Origin of the sequence: Flavobacterium sp. (assembly GCF_027482425.1) — a bacterium.
Lineage (GTDB): Bacteria > Bacteroidota > Bacteroidia > Flavobacteriales > Flavobacteriaceae > Flavobacterium.
This window is the reverse complement of record NZ_JAIXWA010000041.1, coordinates 59,432-86,018: the sequence shown is the minus strand read 5'-3', so window position 1 is coordinate 86,018 and position 26,587 is coordinate 59,432. Positions and strand designations below refer to the sequence as shown.

The window sequence follows — 26,587 nt, the reverse complement described above, 5'->3', positions numbered from 1 at the left end:
TTATAATTTTAGTTCATTCCAAATAGCAAGAGCTTTATTTTCTTGTTTATCATGAAAATAGGCAATCGCTAATATTCGTTTCGCTTCAATACTATTTTGTTGCTCTTTCGTTAAATCAAAAATTGTCCCAATAGATTTTGGATAATTACCCAATAAATCTAAAACACAAGCCAAATTAATATATCCTTTTGTAAAATTTGGGTCCAAACGAATTGCTTCTTGAAAATCATTTTGTGCATCTTTCAATAGTTGTTCAATTACTTCACTATTATCATCCAAAGACCTTGTTATTTCTTTATTCAATCGGCTTTTATTTTCAATTTCTATAGGATACAAAAACCTTTCGGGGCTTGCTTTTTCAATTGTATTTGGTTCTTGTAAATCAAGTGCTTTTCGGGTTTTAGCAACACCTAAATTATTATAGTTCTCTCGTGAAGGGAAATCGTTATTGACAGTATTAAAAGCCTCTATAGCTTTATCATAATTTTTCTCCTGAATATATTTTAATCCAAGTGTAAAGGTTTCATATAACCTTTTGGCTTTTAATAAAGCATTTTTAGCAATTTCTTTTCTTTGCACTTTTGTTGGGTAACCATCGGCATCTTTTAATAGATATTGGGTATAAATGGTATCTAACAATTTGGGTTGTACTTCAAATGGCTCATAACCGGCAATAGCAGCATAAAACAAGCCTTTATCATCGGCTTGGGTTTCATATATAATTTTCTGGTTCTTATCAATCAACTTAACTTTTTTAGAAAACACTTCATTTTTATTGCGAATAGCAAAAGCAAAATCTGTACAAAAACTATGTTCATTATAATAGTGTGCCAATTCATGACCAATGACTACGGACAATGCATTTAAACTGTCTTTTCCAAAACTTCTACAAATAGTAAATAAATAAGCATCAATAGTTACAATCGGTTTCTTGTCAAATTTGTAAAAAGCTGGTCTGTCTTGTTTCTGTTTCGTTACCACAAGTTCTGGTGCCGTTTTAGAGCTTCCATAGGCTAAAACGATTTGGTTGAAAACCTTTCTAATTTGTGGTTCTTCTTTATTTTGTCCAAACATAAAAAAGGACATCACACTGAAAAACAGGGTAAGTCCTTTTTTTAAAAATGTTTTAGTCTTAATTTCCATAATCAAAAATAATTTTATCCAATTCACTTACTAATTCTGTATTGCTTTCTTTTTTATAAAGTTGAGGTTGCTCGGCAACAGTCAACTTAAAGTAATCAGCATCTCTTTTCAGATAATAAGTAGCTTCATAAAGTACAATAGAATTTTCTTTAGCATTGTTCGAAACATACATTACCAATGCTTTACCATCAAAAACATAGTGATTCTCTCTTTCCTTTAATATCGATAATTTATTTTGAAGTGCTTTAATTTTAGATTCAATTTCTTTTACAACAGGACCATAACCAACTTTATTTTCAGTCAATTCTTTTTCAAGAAATTGACGATATTTATCAATGGCAATTACAATAGATTGCATTCTAGCTCTTTGATTATTTTCTATAATCTTAATTTTCTTCTCTTTTGAAGCAAATCCTAAACCACTTTCAATAACAGGTGTGTTTTTTGAAACAGTTGAAATCGCTGCTAATGAATCTGTTGGGATTTCAGCAGTAATTGTACCTTTTAATGTAGTGTCTTTTTTAACCGGAGCAGTTACCACATTAGGATCACCTGGTTGAACTAAATTGGTGTCAGTATTAAACTTAAAATACATAATTCCAGCTGTCAAAACAATACATGCAGCTGCTGCATATTTTATCCAAGATAAAGAGATAACTTTAGTCTCTTTTTTAGCAGAAACAGAATAAACAGGAGATTCTTCCGAGGTAACTAATTCCTTATCCCAAGCATTCATTTTTTCTTTGAGAGTTTCACGTTCTTTTTTGGTAATAGCTAAGGCAATGGCATCATCAGAAATTTCAAAGCTTAGTTTATCAAAAGCATTAGGAAGGTCCGTTTTAATGCGTTTGCGCTCTATTTTCTTAATGGCATTTTGTAAATCAGTAAAGAAGTGTACTTCTTTTTCAAAAGTGCTGTTTTTGGAGTTAATCAAATAATCAATGGTTTCAGAAGTAATTCCTAAAACATGGTTTTCAGCCAACTCTTTTATAAAAGAAATGTAAACAGTATCTAATTTAGAAATGATTTTCTCGGCATCTTTCAATCCCAAACTATAAATAGCAGCATATACTGGTTTAGCATCCTTTTCAAAATCAAGTAAGGCATGAGTAAAGGTTTCCCAAAAAGCTATATTTGTTTGGTTGATATCAAAACTGGCATCTTTCTCCAATTTTGGCAACAACAAACTTTGTACTATGTCGATAGCTAATTTCATTTTTATTGGTTCAATTCGTTATAAGCAATTTTTTCCAATCGCTTTTGGCATTTTGCCTTTTGATTTTTAGTAGTATCTGAATTGTTATAACCAAATTCAGTAGTCAATTCATTCATTGATTTTTTGTGATACCAAAACAAAGTGAGTAATTCATAACAATGTCCTCCAGCGTCTTTCATTTTCACTAAAGCAGTTTCTATTGCCAAAAATTGCGTTTCGTTGGAATGATCTACAGCATCCAAACTATCCGTTATAGAAGAATGATAACTATTAGGGTTTTCATCATCGTCATCATCGGAATTGTCTTGATAATCAGTGGTCAATTTACTTTTTTTAATAGTATTCAATAATTGGAAACGGCAAACAGAATTCAAATACGTTTGAAAAGGTACCGTAAGAACAAAATCACCTTTTACTATTTTTTCATAAAGTATGATATTGGCGTCTTGAAAAACATCTTCCAGTTCATAATCACTAATTTTTCCATTAGTCATTTTCCTCATAAACCCCAAACAATTTGCTTTACATCGTTTATAAACGATACCCAAATAATCGGAATTCTCTTTTATTTTACCTAATAACTCTTGGTCATTAAGTTCTGAAAAACTTACTTTTTGAACCATTGCATCCTTTAATTACAAAGGCACAATTTAATATTTTTTGCGATAAAAATAAGGCTAAAACAAAATCAATCTCCCTAAAAAAAGGAGATTGATTTAATATGAATTCCATTATCTACTTATATAAGTTTTATTTCCATTGCTATTAATGTAATAAGTGCCTCCACGAGGTCCTGTGTAAATAGGAGTAGTATAACTTGGTGTAGAATAATGAGTAGGAGTACTGTAAGATGAATTGGTTGTAGCTGGTACATAAGTGTCTGCTGGCTTTGTTCCATAAGTACCAGTATATGGGTTTAAATTTCCCACAGTACTGTAATTGTCATTACGGGTGTAATTAGGAGTGGTTCTGTAATACCCTTGCACATAAGTTCCATTACTGCGAGTATAACCCGAAACATAAGTGGATGTTTGAGCAAAAGAAGTAGCAGTTGCAAACAAAAACGCGATAAAGAAGAATGCTTTTTTCATAATAATAAATTTTAAATTGTTAATGATTAAATTGTTTTTACACTTGTTAATAGTGACATAGAAAAAAGGTAACCCTTATTTTTTATTTTTTTTTTTTAACCAGCCCATTACTAGGTCAGCCAAAGAAACAAATGGATGAATTTAATATTTTCAGTAAACTTGATCATATTAGATCTCCTGCTGCGCATTCTATCATTAAATACAACAATAAATGAAAAAATACTTAGGTAAATAGCTAAACAAGTTTACCATCATAAAGTTGGGAATTATTGCGAGCTGGAGTAGGTATCGTTCTTACGATTGTAAAGATAGATTGGTGTGGTATTTAGGGCTGAAAAAATTTGTTCAAACAATTTATAGTTTTAGATGTGTATCTAATTTATGCCACCTCATAATCTCAGTATTATGAATTTGCGCCTTGTGGGAGTTTTTTTTAATTTTTATCTATACCAGAACAAAAAGAAGTAACAGTACAGCTAATCAAGTTCCTTAATAAGTATACCAAACTAACAGACTGGAAGAAATAGCAACCAATTTCTTCAAACCTTGCTGCCCAATCGCTCTCAACTTCTTCACCCCACACCAAAATCTTCCTACCCGTGTACCGTTTCTTTGTTGCCGTATTTGGTGATGATCGAGGCTTCAAAGGCAATCCATTCTTTCCAGCGTTTGTCTACATCGATGGATTCGCTGTATTGACGGGCAAATTTCAAAAAGGTCGTGTAATGTCCCGCTTCGCTAATCATCAGTTCGCGGTAAAATTGCGCCAACTCAGGGTCGCTTATGTTGGTCGATAACACTTTAAAACGCTCACAACTTCGTGCTTCAATCATGGCGGCAAAAAGCAAACGCTCAATCAAGGCATCGTTGCGGCTGCCATCTTTTTTCATAAATTTTACCAATTCACCCACATAGTCGTCTTTGCGCTCGCGGCCTAATACCAATCCCCGTTTTTTAATCACTTCATGGACCTGTTCAAAATGCTCCAATTCCTCGCGGGCAATGCGCAACATTTCGGTCACCAGTTCCACTTTGTCGGAGTTATTAACGATAATATAAATCGCATTGGAAGCGGCTTTTTGCTCGCACCAGGCGTGGTCGGTTAAAATTTCCTCGATGTTTGCTTCCACAATATTCACCCAGCGTGGGTCGGTGGCCAATTGTAATCCCAACATAACGATTGCGTTTTGATGCCACAAAATTAAATGTTTTCTTTGTAGGAATGGAAACTCCACGGTTACTTTTTATCGGTCTCGTGTGGCCCGAACCGCATTCGTCGGCAGCCGGCACCCGTTCGTTGCAACTCCTTGCCCTTTTTGCAGCCAAAGGGTACGCCATCACCGTGGCCTCAGCAGCGCACAACCGCGATTTCTCCATCGATTGGGCGGCTTATCCCTACACCTTTCATCCCATAGCTGTCAACGATGCGGCCTTCTACGATTGGGTGCAGACCTTGCAACCCGATGTGGTGCTATTTGACCGTTTTGTGACCGAAGAACAGTTCGGCTGGCGCGTGCGCGAACAGTGTCCCCAAGCCTTTACACTACTCGACAGTCAAGACCTCCATTTCTTACGTGCGGCGCGACAACAGGCGGTCAAAAAGCAGGTGCCGCTCTCGCGTGCTTTACTGCTTTCCGATACCGCCAAACGTGAACTGGCTGCCTTTTACCGCTGTGATTGGGTGCTGGTCATTTCGGCTTTTGAGTACCAATGGTTGCAAACCGAATGGCAATTCCCAGCGGCCCAATTGGTGTATTTGCCCTTGTTTGGTGAAAAAAGAACTTCGGTGCCCGATTTTGCCTCGCGTACCGATTTTGTGTTTATCGGCAATTTTATGCACGACCCCAATACCGATGCGGTACAGCAGTTAAAAGACGTGATTTGGCCAAAAATTAGACGTCAACTGCCCCAGGCACAACTCCATATTTACGGTGCTTATCCTCCCGAACGCATCCAACAAATGCACCAACCCAAGCAGGGATTTCATTGCCTCGGGCGTGCTCCCGAAGCTTTAGCGGTCATTGCAAATGCCAAGGTCATGTTGGCCCCCTTGCGGTTTGGTGCGGGCATCAAGGGCAAATTGCTCGAGGCGATGCAAATGGGTACGCCCTCCGTTACCACGCCCATTGGCGCCGAAGGAATGCACGATAACGGTTTATGGAATGGGGTCATCACCGAGGATTGGGATGTTTTTGCTGAAGCCGCAGTGACCCTATACACCCAACCCACGACTTGGGCTACGGCACAACAAAATGGATATGCGTTATTGCAACAGCAGTTTTCGGCGGCACCCCATACGGCAACTTTTTGGTCGCGGTGGGAATCGGTAATAACCCGGTTGGACGTCCATCGCGAGGCCAATGTGGTGGGGCAATTGCTCAACCACCATACGTTGCAAAGCACCCGTTACCTCTCGAAATGGATTAGTGAAAAGAATAAGACCTAAAAAAAGCGCCCGAAAGCGCTTTTGTTTATTCTGTTAATTTGAAGTTGTAAGTGATTTTCCCCACTTGCCGTTCAGCACCGTCGGGACTGGCCGACCATTTGGTTTGCATGGCCGCAATCTTGGCTTGACTAGCAAGACATGAAGCAGAATTGGTGGTGCCGCGCGCGCCCGGTTTGGCATCGATGACGTTTCCGTTTTTATCCACGGTAATTTGTACCACGACAGTGCCTTGTTCGTTACAGGTATAGGCCGGTTGGGGTTTGTTGAGCGCTTTGCGGCCTGCGAGTTCGTAGCCGGGACCGTTACCGCGTCCGTTGCCACTCCCATTACCACCGCCACTGCCACTTCCTGAGCCGGGACCTGTTCCCGTTCCATTACCAGGGCCATTTCCGCCTCCTGTGCCGCCTCCACTTCCGCCACTACCGTAGTAGCCGTTGGAACCGAGACTGCCGTTGGTTTTTCCTTTATTACCTCCTGCGGCATCGTCACCATTGCCGCCACGATTCCCTCCTTTTAGGATATTGGCTAAAGCATCATCGACTTTACGAACGGGTTGTTTTACCTCCTTGGGTTGGGTTGTTTTTACAGGAAGATTGGTGGGCGTCACCGGTTTTTTGGTGGGTTCATTTTTAGGAACCACTACCTCGTCGGGAGCCGCATCCCTATCGTCGGTGAGCAAACTTTCTTCAGGCGTGGGTGTTGCCGTTGCTTTTTGGTTAGTAACATTAAGGTCGTCGTTGCGGTAATCTGCACCCGAACCAAAATCACTATCGCCAAAATTCACGGTGACCCCGCCACCGCCGCCACCGCCTGCAATTAAAGCCGCCATTTCTTTATCGGAAGGAGGCCAAAAGCGAATGAAAAACAAAACCAAAATCAGCACGGCATAGAGTGCTGTCGCCAAAACTAACGAAAGGCGTTTGTCTTGGGTAGTCGTTTCTCCGAGCGGTTTAAGACGGTCTTGTGAGCGGTCAAAAGAGACATCTTGCGATGATTGTTCTTGGAAATCCATACGCGGTTTTTAATTTTAACGCTGAAAAGTACAAAAAATTATGATTGATTCGGTAGAGCTTCGTTGGGAGGAAGCGTTTTCTGCAACCAGAGGTAGCCCAAAAGACCCGATACAGTCGAGGCAATTACAATGATAAACTTGCTATTGTTGATAACGGTCGTATCGTCAAATGCCAATAGGGTGATAAAGATGGACATGGTAAATCCGATGCCTCCTAACATCCCGAGTCCCAAGAGCCGCTGCCAGGTAAATCCTTCGGGAAGTTGCGTGAGTTTGAAACGAACGGTGAGCCAACTAAAAGCAAAAATACCCAACGGTTTCCCCACGATTAAGCCCACTAGAATTCCAATGCTGTAGGGGTGATGTAAGGTATCGATGAGATTGCCTTCGATCACAACAGCGGTATTGCATAAGGCAAAAATAGGAATGATCACAAAGGCTACGGGATGGTGTAACCACTGTTGGAGTTGGTACGAAATGGTGCGCGGACTCCCATTTTCAAACGGAATGGCAAAGGCCAAGAGCACGCCTGTAATCGTGGCATGCACGCCTGAATGCAACATGAAATACCACATGATTACCCCGCCAATAAGATATAACAACAGGTTGTTGACCTTTAGTCGGTTGAGGATAAGCAGCACGCCAAACACCCCCAGGGAAATGCCGAGATTCACCAAATCTAAACTATCAGTATAAAAAATGGCAATCATCAAAATTGCGCCCAAGTCATCGATGACAGCCAAGGCGGTCAAAAAAACCTTCAAGGCCACGGGAACCCGTTTGCCCAACAATGACAAGATGCCAATAGCAAAAGCAATATCGGTTGCCATGGGAATGCCATAGCCTTTGTGGGTAGGAGTGTCGTGGTTAAAGACAACAAAAAGCAATGCTGGAACGAGCATGCCTCCCAAGGCACCCGCTAAGGGCAGTGCAGCATCTTTGATTTTGGAGAGTTCCCCGATGTAAACTTCCCGTTCGAGTTCGAGTCCGATTAACAGAAAGAAGATAGCCATCAAACCGTCGTTGATCCAATATTCAACGGGTTTTCCTCCCATGGGGGTATGCCACCAATGCAAATACGACTCCGACCCTTGGGAATTGGCCAAGAATAAGGAGAGCATCGTGCAAAATACAAGGACTAATCCGCCTGCTTTTTCACTTTCAAAAAAGGAAGTAAATAAACGGGTTACTTTCATTACACCAATTGTTGTAATGCAATTTCAAAAGCAGTAGCACTAATGTTTTGTTTGTCGGCTTTCCGGTCGTGTATGCGTTCGATGGCCTTTTTGATGGTTTCGGAGGTGTCGTAGAAAATGGCTTCGTCGGTCATTTGCACTTTTTTCTCCATAAAATAGGCAAACACGCGTGCCATTCCACAGTTGGAGATAAAGTCAGGAATCAAGCTCACTTTTTGATCGGTATGTTCCATAATGGGGCCGAAGAAGATTTCTTTATCCGCAAAAGGGACATTGGCTCCACAAGTGATGACTTCTAATCCGTTTCCAATCATGGCATCTACTTGGTCTTGAGTTACCAAACGCGAGGCGGCACAGGGGGCAAATATGTGTGCTCCCATGGCCCAAATTTTAGTATTAATTTCGGCAAAAGGAATCATGTTTTCGGCCACTAACGTATTGCCGTCTTTGTTGAGGAATAACCGTTTGATTTCATCATAGCTAAATCCGTTTTCATTCAAAACACCTCCATTTCGGTCAATGATTCCAATGACGCGAACGCCCATCTCAGCAAGGTAAAACGCGGCGGCCGAACCCACATTACCAAATCCTTGCACGATGGCTTTTTTGCCATGAAAATCCCCACCATACGTATTGTAATAATGGCGAACGGCTTCGGCGACTCCGTATCCCGTAATCATGTCGGCTACGGTATATTTGCGCAATACATCGGGAGAAAATTTGGGGTTTTCAATCACCTTGATCACACCTTGACGCAATTGCCCAATACGGTTGATTTTGTCGGCATCGGTGGGTTTAAAATGGCCGTTGAACACACCCTCTTGCGGATGCCACACACCACATTCCTCGGTCATGGGAATCACTTCATGGATTTCATCGACGTTGAGGTCGCCTCCCGTGCCGTAATAACTTTTCAATAAAGGCGATACCGCTTTATACCATCGTTTCAATACGTCTTTTTTACGGGGATCGTTGGGGTCAAAGTTGATTCCTGATTTAGCGCCTCCAATAGCAGGGCCAGAAACGGTAAACTTCACTTCCATGGTTTTCGCCAATGAAAGTACCTCATTCATATCGAGTCCTTTGCGCATCCGTGTCCCACCGCCGGCCGCTCCTCCACGCAGGGAGTTGATTACGGTCCATCCTTCGGCATCGGTTTCGCTATCTTTCCAATTGAAGATGATTTCAGGTTGTTTATTTTCAAATTTTTTAAGTAAATCTTTCATCGTAGTTTGTTTGTGCGGCAAAAGTACGCATTCCTTTATAATTCATCCTTTCCAAGGGTACACTTTTCCGCTGCAATGGTCATCGTGGGCACCAGTAACGCTTGAAAGCACGTTGATTTCCTCTCGTAATCGCAGTACGCCCAATAGACCAAAAATCAATGCTTCTTTAAATTCAAGTGTGGTATTGTCGGGAACGATGAGCGTCATTTCGGGGAGGTAGGCTTGCATTCGCTGTAGCAAAAAATGATTGTAAGCTCCTCCGCCAGTGATCAGTAAACGTCCTTGGGCCAGGGGTAACGCACGGGCGATTTGTTGGGCAATGTGTTCCACAAAAGTGCGTAAGGCGTCTTCTGGCGCGGGGTTGAAACGTTGCATTAATGGTAAGACTTTTTCACGAACAAATTCAACTCCCAATGATTTAGGAAAGGGTTGTGTATAATACTCCAAGCCATTTAAAGCATCCAACAATTCAGGTGATAGCGTTCCTCCTGCGGCGCGTTCTCCTCCGGCATCATAGGCCATTCCAAGTTGAACCGCATAGTGATTGAGAACGGTATTGACGGGCGAAATGTCGAAGGCAATGCGGTGTTGTTGGTGTTCAAAAGACACGTTGGAGAACCCCCCGAGATTGAGGCAATAGGTGTATGCTGAAAATAGCATTCGATCGCCGATGGGAACCAAAGGAGCGCCTTGTCCACCGCGTTCCACATCTTGCACGCGAAAGTCGCACACCACGGTTTGTTGGCAATAGGAGGCAATTTCAGGAAGGTTGCCGATTTGTAAAGTATATCCGTTTTGAGGTTGGTGGAGAATCGTATGGCCATGAGAACACACGGCATCGAGCGCTTGGAGGCGATGGGTTCTGATAAATGCCGCTATCACTCCGCCGAGATAGGCTGTGTAGTCCTGATTAAGTTGTTGAAGTTCCAGTGGAGAGTAGTGAAGCGCAACCTGCAAACGATGCAGCCAAGTGTCGGGATAGGGCAGGGTCTCGGAAACCCCGAAAGTATAGGTCCAACGCCTGTTTTCGAGCGTAAAAAAAACTTCAGCCAAGTCAATGCCATCGAGGGATGTGCCCGACATGACACCGAGGATATGGTAGGTGTGTTTAGACATTTTTTAAAATTACGAAATCGTTTGAAGTTTCGCGTTTTATATTATACATTTGGAAACCAAAATTAAAATTTACGATTAACAAATACGAATTTATATGGATTTTAATCTTACCGAAGAGCATTTAATGATTCAGCAGGCGGCGCGTGATTTTGCTCAAAACGAATTATTGCCCGGCGTGATTGAACGCGACGAACACTCCAAGTTCCCTACCGAGCAGGTCAAAATGATGGCCGATTTGGGTTTTATGGGCATGATGGTCGACCCGAAATACGGCGGCGCAGGATTGGATAGTGTATCGTATGTATTGGCGATGACGGAGATTGCCAAAGTTGATGCTTCAGCGGCAGTAATCATGTCGGTGAACAATTCTTTGGTATGTGCGGGAATGGAGAAATACTGTAGCGAAGAACAAAAAATGAAATATTTGGTGCCTTTAGCCAAAGGTGAAAAGATCGGTGCTTTTTGTTTGTCAGAGCCTGAGGCAGGTTCGGATGCTACTTCGCAAAAAACGACAGCCAAAGACATGGGGGATTATTATTTGTTGAATGGAACCAAAAACTGGATTACCAATGGTTCAACCGCTTCTACCTATTTAGTGATGGCGCAAACCGACCCTGAAAAAGGACACAAAGGAATCAATGCCTTCATCGTAGAAAAAGGATGGGAAGGTTTTGAAATTGGACTCAAAGAAAAAAAGATGGGTATTCGCGGTTCGGACACGCACTCTTTGATGTTTACGGATGTTAAAGTGCCAAAAGAAAACCGCATTGGTGAAGATGGTTTTGGGTTTTCTTTTGCCATGAATGTTTTAAATGGAGGCCGTATTGGTATTGCTTCGCAAGCCTTGGGTATTGCATATGGTGCTTATGAATTGGCGTTGAAATATGCCCAAGAGCGTAAGGCTTTCGGGAAAGAGATTTTTAAACACCAAGCAATTGCTTTCAAATTGGCCGATATGTATGTGAAAACGACGGCGGCAAAATTGTTGGTGATGAAAGCAGCGGTGGAGAAAGATGAAGGAAAAGACATTGCGCACAGTGGTGCTATGGCCAAATTATATGCTTCTGAAGTCGCGTTGGAAGTTGCCAATGAGGCGGTGCAAATTCACGGAGGTAATGGATATGTGGCTGAGTATCATGTAGAGCGTATGATGCGTGATGCGAAGATTACACAGATTTACGAAGGAACTTCCGAGATCCAACGTATTGTAATTTCCCGCGGATTGATTTCTTAAATTATATAGGAATAATAATGAGACCTCCCTTAGGGGAGGTTTTTTTGTGGGGTGAAATCCCTAACTTTGCTTCAATGGCCATGAGCTGCGGATGCGAAAAAAAAGAGTTACCAACTAGACATAAAGCCTATGAATATTATCATTACTGGAACTTCCCGAGGAATCGGTTTGTCCTTAGCGCTTCAATGTGCTCAAGCGGGGCATCATGTATTGGCGTTATCGCGAAAAATTCCTCAGGAGTTAATGGAGCACCCCAATATTACTTGCTTTTCACTTGATTTAACGGTGGAAGACGATTTGCAACAGGTGCGGGATTTTCTCACCCACAGTTGGAAGCAGGTGGATCGCATTATCCACAATGCGGGGAGTTTGGTCAACAAGCCTTTTGAACAATTGCGTATGGAAGATTTTGAGCAGGTTTACAAAGTGAATGTCTTCGGCGTAGCGATGCTCACCCAAGTGTGTTTGCCCTTCATGCCGGCGGGTAGTCATGTGGTCAGTGTGAGTTCGATGGGCGGTGTACAAGGCAGTATGAAATTCCCTGGATTAGCCGCTTACAGTTCGAGCAAAGGCGCGGTCATTACCTTATCGGAATTACTTGCTGAGGAGTACAAAGAACGCGGTATTGCATTTAATGTCTTGGCCTTAGGCGCGGTTCAAACCGAAATGTTGGAAGAAGCATTCCCGGGGTACCAAGCGCCTGTGTCTGCCGCCGAAATGGCCGATTATATCTATAATTTCACCTTAAATGGGAATACTTTTCACAATGGAAAAATTATTCAGGTTTCGTCTTCAACCCCTTAATTTATAATTTAACATTTATAATTTAACATATTCCTTTGGAAGTCCTCGCCAAATACCTCCCCGAGCATGCCGTAATGCCTTGTTTTGAGTTGATCAAAACCCATAGTGTGCATTTAAAAATTGTCCATGAGCGGCAAACGCGGCATGGTGATTATCGGAAAGCGGTCAATGGGAAGCACGAGATTACGGTGAATGCCAATTTGAATAAGTACCGTTTTTTGATCACCTTAGTTCACGAGATTGCGCATTTGGTAGCTTTTGAGCACTACGGGAGGCAAATTAAGCCGCATGGGGTTGAATGGAAAATGACGTTCCAACGGCTGATGGTGCCGTTTATTCGCCCCGAGATTTTTCCGCATTCGGTGTTGCCCTTGGTGGCCCAACATTTTCGTAATCCCACAGCCTCCAGTGATACCGATGCGCGTTTGGCTTATGCGTTAAAACAGTTTGACGAGCGTAAGTCGGATGTATATTTTATCCATGAAGTACCCAATGGCGCTTATTTTCGACTAAAAAACGGTCGGATTTTTCAAAAACAGGGTCTGCGGGTGAAGCGCTACATTGGTTTGGAGGTAGCTACAGGAAAATTGTTTTTGTTTAATGCCAATGCTGAGGTTGAACTCGTTCCTGTTCGCGAGTCATAGCGATTTTAAATATTTGTTACGATTATTTTCCCCACAAGAATCAGTATATTTGCCCCAGGTAAAGGGTAAAGCTAAATATTGTTAACGGCATGAATTCTAATTATTACGCGATTATAATGGCTGGCGGAGTTGGTTCTCGTTTTTGGCCGGTGAGTACCGCTGATTTTCCGAAACAATTTCACGATATGTTGGGTTCGGGGGAAACCTTGATACAAAAAACATTCAGTCGCTTGTCGAAGAGCATTCCTCTACAGAACATATTGATTTTAACTAATGCGCGTTACAATGCGCTTGTTTTGGAACAATTGCCCCAAGTAGCGCCCGAACAAATTGTGTTAGAGCCAGCGATGCGTAATACGGCACCATGTATTTTATATGCTTCGTTAAAAATCAAGAAACAAAATCCAGATGCGGTGGTCGTGGTAGCGCCTAGCGATCATTGGATAGAAGATGAACAAGCGTTTACACAAAACTTACAGCAGTGTTTTGATTATTGTGAAAATGAAAATGCACTAATGACCTTGGGAATTCAACCCACATTCCCCAATACGGGTTTTGGGTATATCGAATACAATCAAATGGAGACTGCCCCAGTGAAGCAGGTGGTTCAATTTCGCGAAAAACCCGATTATGAAACAGCCAAACACTTTTTGGAGCAAGGAAATTTCTTGTGGAACGGAGGGATTTTCATTTGGAATGTACAAGCGATAACTGAAGCTTTTCATCATTTTCAACCGGCGATGTATACGTTGTTTTCAGCGGGAATGGAAGCGTACAATACCCCAAGTGAATCCGATTTTATTGCGGAACATTATGTACATGCAGAAAACATTTCCATAGATTATGCCGTTTTGGAACATGCCCGAAATGTCTTTGTATTGCCCGCTACTTTTGATTGGAATGATTTAGGAACCTGGGGTTCACTTCATGAAAAATTGGACAAAGATGCTCAAGACAATGCGGTAGTAAATGCTACCGTAATTTTGGAGAATGCCTCCAACAATATTATTCGCTCCGAAGGAAAAAAGCTTATTGTGATTGATGGATTGGATGATTTTATCATTGTAGACCATCAAGATGTTTTGTTGATTTATCCTAAAGGGAAGGAACAAGAGATCAAGCGGATTACTGCCAAGGCAAACGAAATGTAGTTTTTCTTGAAATTTACTTTATGATGAGGGGAGTAATGAAGGAGTAATTCATTATCTTTATAAGTAAATTCTTATCAATTATTTTATGTCGTGTTAAAAAAAGCTACCTATGCGATCCCCAAACTATTTACATATAAGCCTTTTCTTTTTATTGCTTGCTTCAAGCATGTCTTTTGCGCAGTTGACAGATTTTTCACTATTAGTTAACATTCAGAATGAAACGTGTACTGGGAATGGTACCTTACAATTTGAATTGGCCAATACGACGCCCAATGCAACCGTAACTTTTTCAGTATATGCCTTGCCCAATACTACTCAGCCTGTAGTTACTACGACACAACTCTCCGTCACGGGACTTACGGCCGGAACCTATCAAGTAGTGGCTTTGCAAACCTTGGGGAATGCCAGTAACAGTCAGCAAACCACGGTCACACTTATCGACGAACGCACCATTTTGTCGTATCAAATTTCTGGACAACAAGTGAACTGTTTCAATGCCGATGTGACAATAGATGTTACGGTCGGGCAACCCGTTTCGTATGAGATTATTTCAGGTCCGGTGACCTATCCTCCGCAGTCTTCCAATCAGTTTTTTAATTTGCCGCCGGGAACCTATTTGTTTCGGGTGAATGATAATTGTAATGATGCTATCGTGCAATCGTATACGGTTTTTTATGAGAATCCCCCCAATGTAGCGGTAGGGAGTTTGGTGCTGGATTGTGTATTAAGTTCCTGCACTACGGGGGCTGCAACGCTCTCCCTTTTTAGCGATGATACCACCCTCTCATTACGCTATCCTTTGACGTTGGAATTTACCGCTCAGGCATCCAATCAAGGTTCGATATTCTGGACACAAACCGTACCTTCAGGGGATCCATTTTTTGTTGCTGTTCCAGTACAAATGCCCTTGTTCAATACAAACAATAGTACCTATTCGGTAGTAATCACCGATGCCTGTGGCAATATACGTTCGTTTGGCCCTATCAATTATATTTCACAACCTACGGTTTCTGTGTCCAGTTTTAAGGATAATTGTTTCCGCGTGTTACAGGTTAATCCCTGTTTATTTCTTCCACCGTATACCTTAAATTTTACACAAGCTCCCCCAGGATTTAATCCGGCTCAATTGAGTTCCATGTACCCTGGGCCCTATAACGATACAACGGTTTCATTTGCCGCTACACCCACGACTCCTATTCCAAATGGCAACTATACTGTTGTATTAACGGACAGCTGTAACCGAACGTTAACGTATACTTTTATGGTGAGCGACCCTCCTATGAATTATAATTTAGAGTATCAGCCTTCGTTGTGTTCTTGGGTGTTGACCATGCCTATTAGTGGTGATCCGGTAGTGTCGGTTATCTTTACAGAGGCTCCCCCTGAATATGCACAGCAGCTTCCTTTGGATGCCTCAGGCGTCATTGTCGGTGGAGTTTTTGAGGATGTATTGCCTGCTGGGGAATATGAAATTACGGTGGTCGATAGTTGTGGCATAACGTCTCAAATTACAGTAACGGTGAGTGCACCTCCAGTGGAAGTTCAATTAGTTCCCGTAAATCCCAACGGTTGCGAGGGTAATTTGGGTTCAATAGGAATCAGTATTCGTTTTTCTCAGTTTCAATCCATAATTATGACAAGTGCACCGGCTAACTTCCCAGGGGCATTACCTTATGATTGCACTAGTTTTATAGTGGCTAATGGCGTGTATGCTTCAGTTCCAAATTTACCAGTTGGAACTTACACTTTCACCATTACTGATGTGTGTGGTCGAATTTATGTGCGAACTACTTCGATTGTCCCCGTTTTAAATAGCTTGCCTTTGATAAAACAAGAATTAACGGGTTGTGGTTTCGGGATGGGTTCCATTTCGTTACGCTCTTTAAATGGCGATTTGGTGACGGCTCAAATAATCTCAGCTCCCTTAAGTTTTCCTCATGCTTTACCGTTTAATGTAACTGCCCAAATTGCCAATGGCCGTCTATATTTAAATGGTTTGCCTGCGGGAACGTATACGATTGTTACTGTAGATGTATGCGGTATTCAACTTACTGAAGAATATAATGTAGTAGGGTATCAGATTGTACAACGTGATATTTCATTTATACCCCGTTGCGGATCTTTTGATGTACGCTTGTTTTTTACCGATAATAATTTATCCAATCACGTCTTTTATTTGCAAAAATGGAATCCAACATTGAATCAATGGACCCATCCCGGGACGGGGGTTCCTCAAGTAAATGGTGCTATTCCTAATCCGTTGAATGGAATTCCATTATATCAGGGGATGAATTACAATTTTGGTTTCACAGGGCAATTTCGTGTCGTTCAGGTGTTTTATTATTTTAACAATGGAGGCTCCAATTTGATTACCTGTGAAACAACTTTGGAGGAAGCCACTTTTTTAGGCGATTTAAGAATTATCAATGCTTACAACGTTCCTTGTGCCGATACGCCGCGTGTGGTCATTGTTGCGCAAGGAGCTGCCCCCCTTTATTATTCGATTACGTCTTTAAACGGACAGCCGTTTACTTTAGTCAATGGGACGTCCAATATTTTTACAGGGTTACAGCCCGGGGTATATAACTTTAGAGTACAAGACGAATGCGGGAATATTGTGAATCGATTGGTCAATTTAGGGTCGTTAAATCCGCCAGCCATTACCGCCAATAATCTGTGCGAAGGGCAATTTGGGCAACTAGCGGTCGATGATAATACACTTTTTACATACCAATGGTGGAATGCCAATAATCCGAATCAAATTTTAAGCACCAGTGCGGTACTTCAGTTTAATCCCTTTTTTAATGCGTTACATGCGGGAACATATTTTGTGCGAATCACCTATGCTTTTGCGGGAACAGGGTGTCCCGATCAAGTGTTGCAATATGTAATTCCGCCTACTACACTCCCTTTTGCAGGAGATGATGGCGTAGTTACATTGTGTTCGCCCACAGTAACACTAGATTTATTTGCCGTGTTGTCAGGAAGTTATCAGCCGTTTGGGATTTGGACCGATGTTACAGGTAGTGGTGGACTCAATGGATCGGTTTGGTCCACACAAGGCTTGCCTTTTGGCTCGTATACTTTTGAATACCGGGTAGACGGATTGTGTAATACGTTTGATACGGCAACGGTGGTTGTACAATTCTTCGAACCCCTACCAGAGTTCAATATTACGGCCGACCTCGCCTTGTGTGCAGGAAGTCAGTTGGAACTCTCAGCACCCACTATTCCTGGGGCTTCTTACCTTTGGGTTGGCCCCAACGGATTTACATCCACAAGCGCTTCTCCGCCCCCTTTTACTGCAACTCTCGAAGCTGCAGGAACTTACGAATTGACGGTACAACGCAATACTTGTGTTGCAACAGCCTCGACAACCGTTGCGGTTACGCCTTTGCCTGAATTTACGATAGTGTCTACTTGTGTGAATGGGGCGGTACACCTGGAAGTCCTTCCGCAAACACCATCCAATTTGGATAACGCTTCTTTAGCTTGGGCAGGGCCTGGCGGATTTCAAGCGACTACGGCAACGGTTGACTTAACAGGACAAGCTGCGGGAACGTATACGGCAGTGGTGACGTTAAATGGCATTTGTACCACTTCCGTTTCCCTTGAAATACTTAATACGTTTTGTGCATTTCCCAATGTGCTTACGCCCAACGATGATGGAAATAACGACAGTTTTAATCTAACAGGATGGGATGTCGATCGTTTTGAGGTGTATAACCGTTGGGGACGACGCGTGTATGCAGAGCGGAATTACACCAACAGTTGGCGTGGGCAAAATGAAAGCGGTGGACTCCTTCCGGATGGGGTGTATTTCTATTTGGTGTTTTTACGTAATGGGAATGAAAAACAAGGTTGGGTATGGCTTACCTCGGGTCGTTAACTGTCGTCGCGGTTTTGTGCTTTACGAATTTTTTTAAACAAATTGGAAGAGTAGACAAAATCGGTTACCGCCTCGTTGTCGGTTTTAAATATCTCATTTTTAGAGCCTTCCCAAGCTAAAATCCCTTCTTTAAGGAAGACAATTTTTTCTCCAATTTCCATTACCGAATTCATGTCGTGGGTATTCACAACTGTGGTGATATTGTATTCGACCGTAATTTCAAGAATCAAATTGTCAATTACAATAGAGGTCTTCGGATCAAGTCCCGAATTGGGTTCGTCACAAAACAAATACCGTGGATTATTCACAATAGCACGAGCGATTGCTACTCGCTTTTGCATTCCCCCTGATAACTCCGAAGGTTTTTTATGATGAGCGTTGACTAAATTCACCCGGTCGATTACAAAATCAACCCGTTCTTTAATTTCAGCAGGCGTTTTATTGGTAAACATTTTCAGCGGAAAAGCCACATTTTCTTCAACGGTCATGCTGTCAAATAACGCGCTCCCTTGAAAAACCATCCCAATTTCGGTTCGTAGCGCCCGACGTTCATCGGCATCCATGTGGGAAAGAATCCGTCCATCAAAAGAAATAGTACCCTGATCGGGTTGATGAATGCCCAATAAGGACTTCAATAACACCGTTTTGCCCGAGCCACTTTGCCCAATAATCAAATTCGTTTTACCCGTTTCAAATGTCGTGGTAATCCCTTTTAACACTTTGGCATTCCCAAACGATTTCTCGATGTCTTTAACTTCAATCATGCCAAAAGTAATTGGGTTAGGATATAGTTGGTCAAAATTATAACGACGGAGGTCCACACAAAGGAAACCGTACTTGCTTTTCCTACTTCAAGGGCGCCTCCTTTCATGTAATATCCATGAAATGAAGGAATGGTGGCCAATAATAAGGCAAACACAAAGGTTTTGATAAAGGCATAGGTAATGTGAAACGGAATAAACTCGGTTTGTATCCCTTGAATAAATTGTGCGCTACTCGTAAATCCACCGTAAACACCACCCATCCAGCCGCCTAAAACCCCTAAAAACATTGCGATTCCGATGACAAAAGGGTAGAGTAGTAGTGCCACAATTTTTGGGAAAACCAAATAGTTGAGCGAATTAACACCCATTACTTCTAACGCATCAATCTGTTCGGTAACCCGCATAGTACCGATGCTCGAGGTGATGAATGAGCCCATTTTACCGGCCATAATGATGGAAATAAAAGTAGGTGCAAATTCGAGAATCACCGATTGACGCGTTGCAAATCCAATGAGAAATTTTGGAATCAACGGATTGGTTAAGTTCAACGCCGTTTGTATGGAAACAACACCGCCCACAAAAAAGGAAATAAAACAAACAATACCCAACGAATCGATAATCAAATCATCAATTTCTTTAAACAGCAAACCGCGCATCACCGACCATTTGGTGGGCTTTGAAAATACTTCCTTGATCATCAAGAAATATTGTCCAATTTGTGTGAGATAGCGGAGCATCCGTTTGGGTTTTGATTGGCACAAAAGTACGTTTATTTTTTGAAAGACCAAGATACAGCGGGTGCTGGATTTTGGTATCCTTGGTAGAAAAATAGGCCAAAAGAGACAACCATTTTGTCGCTATGCTATCGATTTGAATACAACATTAAATACAAAGCAACTATGATTTTTCAACGCCAAAAGCCTTGCAGTTTTGACCGCATTTTTTGCCAACGGTACTCTCGAATAAAGCGTGCTTGTTCGGGAGAAACTAACAACGGCTTTTGCGCTTTTTGGGCTTTCCAATAGCCCCGTAGATAATCCCAAAACAGGAAAGGTTTTTGTTTGCGTTGGGCGAGTTTTAAAGCTGCAATGGCGGTAATCCAAAATCCATAACCTAAGGTGTAAAAGGCTTCCCCTTGTTTGAAGCGTGCAACTTGGTTGTAGCTAGCTCCGGTAGGTTTTAAATGTTTAACGTGTAAACGTTTGTCGGTGACGATTTTCCAACCGTGAAAGTGACACAACAATTCGTCAACAGTATCCCAGCCCATTTGTGGACGTAACCCCCCTATCGCTTCAAACGCTTCTTTGCGGTAGGCTTTCAGGGCACCACGGATGTGGTCTTTATCGGTTAAGTTTTCGAGAACCCATGTCCCCTTTTTTTCGATATAACAAAATCCGCCCACCATTCCCACACTGGAATCGGCTTCAAAATGAGCATTCAGTGTGGCGATGTAATCGGGAGGAAAAATTAAATCAGCATCAAATTTAGCGATCACATCATACGGAAGGCTCAGTGCTTTTTCACCCACCTGAAACGCTTGAATAACCTTGCTGCCGGGAAGGTGAATGGCCTCTGAAGATTTATGGACCAATTGAATTTGAGGATAACGGACAGCAAACGATTCAACTATAGCGGCAGTGGTGTCAGTGGAGCCGTCATTGACCACGATAATTTGCTCGGGCATTTGCGTTTGAGCGACCAAAGAAGTCAACGTTTGTTCGATAAACGCTTCTTCATTGTAGGTGGGAATAATGATTGCGAATCGCAACATAACTAGAGATTAAGACGTTTTTCGTTCGGCGTAAACCAAATAATACCGTGGCGTAAACCAACGGAAGAACGGACGAATACCAATTTTTTTTACGGGATGGGTAAATTTTACGCGATCGACAATGGTGAATCCTGCTTTTTCCAGCAACCAGTCCAATTGCCAATCTTCAAATTCATGGTAATGCCGGTCCCAAGCGTCGGTTTTGCTTCGGTAGGCGGACGAAAACCATAGTCGCAGCGGAATTGAAATGAGAACTTTATCGGCATTCACCTGTTGTAGCACCGTAAAGGGATTGAGTAAATGTTCAAAGATTTCAAATGCAGTAAACACTGAGTAATTGACTTGTTGCAAGGCCGTTTGATCCAAATCGATATCTTCCCCTGATGTATTTAGAACCGTATAGCCATTGTCCTCCATGATTTTGGAAAATGGATTCGGGACGCCTAAATCAAAAACGGTTTCCGTAATAGCAATGTGTTTTTTTAAAAATTCCAACGTAATCCGGAATCGTTTGGAGGGATAGGTTTTCTCGTACATACCAAAAGGCTTCACGCATTAGGACGAAGCGGGACAAAATTATAAATAAATTTCTTAGGAATCGCTTTTGCAAATTCACAGTAAAACTTCCCATTTACGAATTCAAAACAAGTGATTCGTGAAATTATAGAAGTCGCATTTACAATAATTACTATTTGTGTTGGACCTAAGTCAGATGACTACCAGAAGTGTTGGGTTACAATTGATAAATAATCGCATTGATGTTCATCCCTGCACCTACAGACGCAAAAATCACCACATCGCCAGGATGTAATTCCTGATTTTCAATCTGTCCTTTAATCAATAAATCATAGAGTGTAGGAACGGTAGCCACACTACTATTACCCAATTTATGAATGCTCATCGGCATGACACCTTCAGGGGGTGATTGTTGGTAAAGTTTAAAAAACCGATGTATAATCGCTTCATCCATTTTTTCATTGGCTTGATGAATCAATATCTTTTTTACTTTACTGATATCTAAGCCACTTTTTTCCAAACAAGCGGCCATTGCTTTGGGAACATTGCTTAGGGCAAATTCATAAATCTTACGACCATACATTTTAATATAACGCACATCGGGGTCGTGGTTTTTGTTGAACGAATTGCCGAAATACAAATAATATGCTTCGTCATGCGCAAACGTAGCGGTTTCATACGCTAGGATTCCCCCAGGCGCCTGGGTTTCTTCAATAATAGTAGCCCCCGCACCATCGGAATAAATCATCGAATCCCGATCGTGGATATCGACTACACGGGATAAGGTTTCCGCTCCAATCACTAAACATTTTTTAGCCATACCCGCTCGGATAAACGCATAGGCTTGAATGACTCCTTCTATCCAACCGGGGCAACCAAAGAGAATATCATAGGCCACACATTTCGGATTTTTGATTTTTAAATCATATTTCACTCGCGTCGCCAAACTAGGAAGAATATCAGATTGAATGGCGCCTTTTTTGACGTTGCCAAAATTGTGTGCAAAGATGATGTAATCCAGCGTTTCAGGATCGATACCTACATCGGCTATGGCACGTTGTGCAGCTACAGTAGCAATATCGGATGTCAATAAATCATCAGAAACATAGCGTCGTTCTTTAATTCCCGTTATTTCCAAAAATTTCTCAGCAACGACCTCATTGGAGTAAGGAAAAGGTGTTCCGTCTTCGTTGAGAAATTGGTGGCGGGCGAAGTCCAAGTTGGTTACCACTTCTGTGGGTATGTAACTCCCCGATCCAGTGATTTTTATCGACATTTTCTTTTTTTTAGCACTCGAAAATACGAAATGAATCGGAGTTCTAACTAAAGATGTTATCCTTTCTTTATAAAATTATTAAATTAAAAATTTTTATACCCCCTATTAACATTTTACCTAAAACCAAGCGATTAAATCTGTTTGAGTTGCATTATTTTTGTCAAAAATTGAAAAAATGGAAAGAACTTTACGCTTATTTTTTGTCCTCTTCATGGGAATCGTAAGCGGTTGGTCACAAAACGATGAATGTGCCAACGCGATTGAACTTACGCCTGCCAATACCTGTAATGCCGTTTCGGGTTCGTTTAACGGTGCCACGCGCACCACACCCCAACCCACCTGTGCCTTGACTGCTTCGCAAGATGTATGGTACCGCTTTACCGCAACGCAAGCTACCATGAGTATTACGGTGGTTCCTGCTGGGGGACTCAATGTCGCTTTTGAAGTTTTGGAAAGCAGTTGCACGGGAACTTCTGTAGTGTGTATTGGACAGTTTGGGGGCGGTTCAACTGAATCTTATTTTGGAAATATATTCACCCCAGGCACTACCTATTTCATACGCGTGATGAATGCAAGTAGTGGAACATCCACCGCTGGATTTACTGTTTGTGTGCAACAGTTTGCTCCCCCCGCCAACGACGAATGTATCAATGCGGTAACGTTAACGCCAACTTTAACCTGTAATGCCATTTCGGGAACGTTTAGCGGTTCGAGTCGCACGACAACGGCGCCAACTTGTGCCAATACCGCCTCTCAAGATGTATGGTACCGCTTTGTGGCAACCGACCCGACGATGAGTGTTACGGTAGTGCCCAACGGTAATGTCAACGTCGCTTTCGATGTTTTGGATGGGAGTTGCACAGGAACCTCAGTGGCTTGTATCAGTCAGTTAGGAGTAGGTTCGACTGAATTTTATTTCAATAACAATTTTGTTGTGGGGAATACCTATTTTGTGCGCGTGTTGAATGCGAGCTCAGGTTTGGCCACGAACTCGTTTACCATTTGTGTTCAAAATTATCCCACACCCGCCAACGACGAATGTATCAATGCGGTAACGTTAACGCCAACTTTAACCTGTAATGCCATTTCGGGAACGTTCAGCGGTTCGAGTCGCACAACAGCGGCACCAACCTGTGCCTCAGCGTCTATTCAAGATGTGTGGTACAGCTTTACAGCAACCGACAGCAGCAACCGCATTACTGTGGTGCCGCTAAATAATCTGAATGTAGCGTTTGAAGTGTATTCAGGCAGTTGTTCAGGTAGCGTATTTTCCTGTATCGGTCAATTCGGTGCAGGCTCGACAGAAACGTTGTTGGCGAGTAATTTTGTAGTCGGTACGACGTATTACATTCGGGTGTTGCATTCGAGTGCCTCTTTGGTCACGGGCGGTTTTACCATCTGTGTGCAAAACATTCCCACACAACCCAACGATTTGTGTGCCAATGCGATTACTTTGACGCCGTCTCCAACCTGTAACGCCACTTCAGGGGCATTCAACGGGGCAACCATTTCTACTGCGGCTCCAGCCTGTGCCAACACCGCTTCGCAGGATGTGTGGTACCAATTTACGGCCACCGATCCAACCATGAGTGTATCGGTAGGACCCAATAGTAGTTTAAATGTAGGATTCGAAATTTTCGCAGGGTCGTGCACAGGGACATCCATCGCCTGTGTGAGTCAAACGAGTACTGGGGTTTCAGAGTTTTTTGTGAATTCCAATTTTGTAGTAGGGACCACCTATTTTGTACGGGTATTCAATGTTAGTGCGGCCCTATCTACACTTAATTTTGTCATCTGTGTTCAAAATTATCCGCAACCTGCCAACGATGCCTGTGCGAACGCCCAAGTATTGACCCCTGCAAACCTTTGCAATCCAACAACGGGAACGATGAGTGGTGCCTTGTTTAGCGGACCTGCTGCAGCGTGTGTTCCCACGAGTCCGCATGATGTGTGGTACCAATTTACGGCTACCGATCCAACGATGGGCATTACAGTAACGCCTTTAAACAATTTGAATGTCGCTTTTGAAGTCTACAGCGGAAGTTGTACGGGAACGCTTTTGGGGTGTTTTAACAACGGCGGCTCCGGAGCAACCGAAGATTTTTTAAACAGTACGTTTGAGGTGGGCAGCGAGTATTACGTACGGGTGCTTTCGGCTACGGCGCAAATCAATACCGCTGGATTTACCATTTGTATTCAAAATTATCCAACGCCAGCAAATAATACCTGTGCCAATGCTTTGGTGTTAACTCCCGCCGAAACCTGTGTAGCTACCTCCGCTACTTTTGCAGGCAGTACCTTAAACGGAGGAGTGTCAACTTGTGCCCCCAATGCAGGGCAAGACTTGTGGTTCCAGTTTACCGCAACGGCGCCTACAATGAGTGTGTCGGTCGGACCCAGTACGAACTTGAATGTGGCGTTTGAAATCTACTCCAATTCGTGTACAGGCACATTAGTAGCGTGTCAAAATCAAACGGGATCGAGTGTTTCCGAGTTTTATGTCGATACCAATTTTGTCGTCGGAACCACCTACTACGTCCGCGTACTGAACACTACAGCGACCTTGTCTACCTTGGGCTTTGTCATTTGTGTTCAAAATTACCCGCAACCTGCCAACGATGCCTGTGCCAATGCTCAAGTGCTTACTTCAAGTACGAGCTGCGCATTAACCACGGGAACGTTTAACGGGGCTACAGCTACTGGCGCTATACCGAGTTGTGTAACGGCTTCTATACAAGATGTATGGTATCAATTTACCGCTACTCATGCAACCACCAGTATTACGGTAAACCCGGGTAATAACTTTAATGTCGTCCTGGAAGTTTTTGATGGAAGTTGTACGGGAACGGCCATCGCGTGTATCAATACTGTTGGGAATGGCGCTTCTGAAGTGTATTTGAACAACAATTTTGTGCCGGGTAACGTATACTTTGTTCGGGTGGCGTCGGCAACCAACGGGGTAATCACCAGTACATTTACCATTTGTGTACAAGGTTTCCCACAACCCTCCAACGATGCGTGTGCCAATGCAACGCCAATCACGCCTTCTAATGCCTGTAACGGTCCCGTGGTATCCTTAGCGGGAGCGACGATTGAAGCCCCAGCGCCTACTTGTGCGGCTACCGCTTCTCAAGATGTGTGGTATTCGTTTGTGGCCCCCTTATCGTCCATGACGGTTCAAATCTCGGGAGGTACAGGCGTCAATCACGGCTTTCAAGTATATGAAACCTCATGTTCGGGTAGCGTGATTAATTGCATGAGTCAAGCGGGAACCAGTGCTACCGAAATTGTGAATTTGAATAATTTGACGGTGGGAGCTACCTATTTGATTCGGGTGTTTAATGTAAATGCAGCACTGACCACGGCGGCTAACTTTGTCGTTTGTGTCTATAATAATGCTTTGACTGTTGGTGAAATAGCCCTTGCTGATTTGCGTTTGTTCCCCAATCCAGTGCAAACGGAGTTGACCTGGACAGCGCCTGTCGATTTTAGTGCGTATACAATTGTCAATGCATTAGGGCAAACGGTACGACAAGGTACGTTAACAGGGGCTGCGTTGGATGTGGCCGACTTACCCCAAGGAACCTATTGGATTCGGTTAAGTAATACTACGCAATCGGTGGTGCGTCCTTTTGTGAAAAAGTAAACCGTAACGGTTCGACATAAAAAAAGAGGGTAGTGAAAGCTATCCTCTTTTTTGTTTGATTTTGATTTGCATGATCGTCGATAAATTGTGGGCCATGTTTTTCATGCGCTCACAATTAAACCCTTCAAATTTTTCATTAATAGCGGCTTCAAAATGTTCCAGCCAAATATCAAAATGCTCCTTGGTTAAGGCCGAAAGGGTGTCGACCTCCATGTGGATTTGGGTGAGATTATTGACGTAACCCCCCGTGCCAAGCAAAGCCTGCGACCAGAAGCGTACCAGGATTTGTAAATGTTCTTCCAGTTTTTCATGTACGGGAATCACATCGGTGAAAATGTAACTGATTCGCGCGTCGGCAAATAATTTTTTATAAAATGCAGCAACGATAACATAAATATCGTCTTGGGTTTGTAAGTCGGTCACGAAAATTTATTTATAGCTACAAA

The 26,587-nt window shown here is 42.6% G+C and carries 22 protein-coding genes; 7 read left to right on the top strand and 15 right to left on the bottom strand.

Going from position 1 to position 26,587, the window contains the following annotated elements; translation table 11 throughout:
- The 5 genes from Q0037_RS05455 to Q0037_RS05435 all read right to left on the bottom strand — a co-directional run bounded on the left by Q0037_RS05455 (position 1) and on the right by Q0037_RS05435 (position 4,625).
- Positions 1 to 1,143 carry a M48 family metalloprotease gene (locus Q0037_RS05455; RefSeq protein ID WP_297516453.1) on the bottom strand — a complete coding sequence of 381 codons (1,143 nt, stop codon included), beginning with the start codon at positions 1,141 to 1,143 and terminating at the stop codon, positions 1 to 3.
- Positions 1,133 to 2,359: a hypothetical protein gene (locus tag Q0037_RS05450; RefSeq protein ID WP_297516451.1), complete on the bottom strand. Its 1,227-nt coding sequence runs from the start codon at positions 2,357 to 2,359 to the stop codon at positions 1,133 to 1,135. Before Q0037_RS05450 ends, Q0037_RS05455 begins: the two co-directional genes overlap by 11 nt.
- Positions 2,360 to 2,361: 2 nt before the next feature.
- Positions 2,362 to 2,982 (bottom strand): sigma-70 family RNA polymerase sigma factor, encoded by a 621-nt coding sequence (locus Q0037_RS05445; protein WP_297516449.1) that lies wholly within the window; start codon positions 2,980 to 2,982, stop codon positions 2,362 to 2,364.
- Between the two features lie 108 nt (positions 2,983 to 3,090).
- Positions 3,091 to 3,450 (bottom strand): hypothetical protein, encoded by a 360-nt coding sequence (locus Q0037_RS05440; protein ID WP_297516447.1) that lies wholly within the window; start codon positions 3,448 to 3,450, stop codon positions 3,091 to 3,093.
- Between the two features lie 593 nt (positions 3,451 to 4,043).
- A complete protein-coding gene (locus Q0037_RS05435; RefSeq protein WP_073361423.1) occupies positions 4,044 to 4,625 on the bottom strand; it encodes a tRNA-(ms[2]io[6]A)-hydroxylase in 582 nt (193 codons plus the stop codon).
- 47 nt (positions 4,626 to 4,672) lie between these two features.
- Between Q0037_RS05435 and Q0037_RS05430 the strand changes: the two genes are divergently transcribed.
- Positions 4,673 to 5,896, top strand: coding sequence for a glycosyltransferase family 4 protein (locus tag Q0037_RS05430; protein WP_297516443.1), 1,224 nt, complete (start codon positions 4,673 to 4,675; stop codon positions 5,894 to 5,896).
- A gap of 25 nt (positions 5,897 to 5,921) precedes the next feature.
- Here the strand turns inward: Q0037_RS05430 and Q0037_RS05425 are convergent, their stop codons facing one another.
- The 4 genes from Q0037_RS05425 to Q0037_RS05410 are packed head-to-tail and all read right to left on the bottom strand — an operon-like array spanning position 5,922 to position 10,446.
- Complete coding sequence (locus Q0037_RS05425) at positions 5,922 to 6,908, bottom strand: energy transducer TonB (protein ID WP_297516442.1); 987 nt, start codon at positions 6,906 to 6,908, stop codon at positions 5,922 to 5,924.
- Between the two features lie 38 nt (positions 6,909 to 6,946).
- Positions 6,947 to 8,104, bottom strand: coding sequence for a Na+/H+ antiporter NhaA (gene nhaA / locus Q0037_RS05420; RefSeq protein ID WP_297516440.1), 1,158 nt, complete (start codon positions 8,102 to 8,104; stop codon positions 6,947 to 6,949).
- Entirely contained in the window at positions 8,104 to 9,330 is a 1,227-nt protein-coding gene (locus tag Q0037_RS05415) for a Glu/Leu/Phe/Val dehydrogenase dimerization domain-containing protein (RefSeq protein WP_297516438.1), read from the bottom strand. The genes nhaA and Q0037_RS05415 overlap by 1 nt, the downstream gene beginning before the upstream one ends.
- Before the next feature lie 42 nt (positions 9,331 to 9,372).
- The gene (locus Q0037_RS05410; protein WP_297516436.1) at positions 9,373 to 10,446 is read right to left on the bottom strand and encodes an anhydro-N-acetylmuramic acid kinase; all 1,074 of its coding nucleotides are present in this window, start codon (positions 10,444 to 10,446) and stop codon (positions 9,373 to 9,375) included.
- A gap of 94 nt (positions 10,447 to 10,540) precedes the next feature.
- Here Q0037_RS05410 and Q0037_RS05405 point away from each other — a divergent pair, with 94 nt between their 5' ends.
- The 5 genes from Q0037_RS05405 (at position 10,541) to Q0037_RS05385 (ending at position 18,168) form a co-directional block, all read left to right on the top strand.
- The gene (locus tag Q0037_RS05405) at positions 10,541 to 11,680 is read left to right on the top strand and encodes an acyl-CoA dehydrogenase (RefSeq protein WP_297516435.1); all 1,140 of its coding nucleotides are present in this window, start codon (positions 10,541 to 10,543) and stop codon (positions 11,678 to 11,680) included.
- Positions 11,681 to 11,809: 129 nt separating this feature from the next.
- Positions 11,810 to 12,484, top strand: a complete 675-nt coding sequence (locus Q0037_RS05400) for an SDR family oxidoreductase (RefSeq protein WP_297516434.1) — start codon at positions 11,810 to 11,812, stop codon at positions 12,482 to 12,484.
- Between the two features lie 74 nt (positions 12,485 to 12,558).
- Entirely contained in the window at positions 12,559 to 13,128 is a 570-nt protein-coding gene (locus tag Q0037_RS05395; protein ID WP_297516557.1) for a SprT-like domain-containing protein, read from the top strand.
- A gap of 89 nt (positions 13,129 to 13,217) precedes the next feature.
- Entirely contained in the window at positions 13,218 to 14,279 is a 1,062-nt protein-coding gene (locus tag Q0037_RS05390; RefSeq protein ID WP_297516433.1) for a mannose-1-phosphate guanylyltransferase, read from the top strand.
- Positions 14,280 to 14,388: 109 nt separating this feature from the next.
- Entirely contained in the window at positions 14,389 to 18,168 is a 3,780-nt protein-coding gene (locus tag Q0037_RS05385) for a gliding motility-associated C-terminal domain-containing protein (protein ID WP_297516432.1), read from the top strand.
- On the opposite strand, the gene Q0037_RS05380 is transcribed toward Q0037_RS05385, so the two are convergent.
- From Q0037_RS05380 to Q0037_RS05360, 5 genes are all read right to left on the bottom strand, one after another.
- The gene (locus Q0037_RS05380) at positions 18,165 to 18,932 is read right to left on the bottom strand and encodes an ABC transporter ATP-binding protein (protein WP_297516431.1); all 768 of its coding nucleotides are present in this window, start codon (positions 18,930 to 18,932) and stop codon (positions 18,165 to 18,167) included. The genes Q0037_RS05385 and Q0037_RS05380 overlap by 4 nt on opposite strands.
- A complete protein-coding gene (locus Q0037_RS05375; protein WP_297516430.1) occupies positions 18,929 to 19,669 on the bottom strand; it encodes an ABC transporter permease in 741 nt (246 codons plus the stop codon). Before Q0037_RS05375 ends, Q0037_RS05380 begins: the two co-directional genes overlap by 4 nt.
- 170 nt (positions 19,670 to 19,839) lie before the next feature.
- Positions 19,840 to 20,700, bottom strand: a complete 861-nt coding sequence (locus tag Q0037_RS05370) for a glycosyltransferase family 2 protein (protein ID WP_297516556.1) — start codon at positions 20,698 to 20,700, stop codon at positions 19,840 to 19,842.
- Positions 20,701 to 20,712: 12 nt separating this feature from the next.
- Positions 20,713 to 21,240, bottom strand: coding sequence for a methyltransferase (locus Q0037_RS05365; protein ID WP_297516428.1), 528 nt, complete (start codon positions 21,238 to 21,240; stop codon positions 20,713 to 20,715).
- Between the two features lie 196 nt (positions 21,241 to 21,436).
- Positions 21,437 to 22,495, bottom strand: coding sequence for a 3-oxoacyl-ACP synthase III family protein (locus tag Q0037_RS05360; RefSeq protein ID WP_297516426.1), 1,059 nt, complete (start codon positions 22,493 to 22,495; stop codon positions 21,437 to 21,439).
- Positions 22,496 to 22,670: 175 nt separating this feature from the next.
- On the opposite strand from Q0037_RS05360, the gene Q0037_RS05355 reads away from it, so the two are divergent.
- On the top strand, positions 22,671 to 26,141 hold the full coding sequence (locus tag Q0037_RS05355; protein ID WP_297516424.1) for a T9SS type A sorting domain-containing protein: 3,471 nt from the start codon (positions 22,671 to 22,673) through the stop codon (positions 26,139 to 26,141).
- A 39-nt stretch (positions 26,142 to 26,180) separates the two neighbouring features.
- On the opposite strand, the gene Q0037_RS05350 is transcribed toward Q0037_RS05355, so the two are convergent.
- A complete protein-coding gene (locus Q0037_RS05350) occupies positions 26,181 to 26,564 on the bottom strand; it encodes a group III truncated hemoglobin (RefSeq protein ID WP_297516422.1) in 384 nt (127 codons plus the stop codon).
- Positions 26,565 to 26,587: the final 23 nt, after the last annotated feature.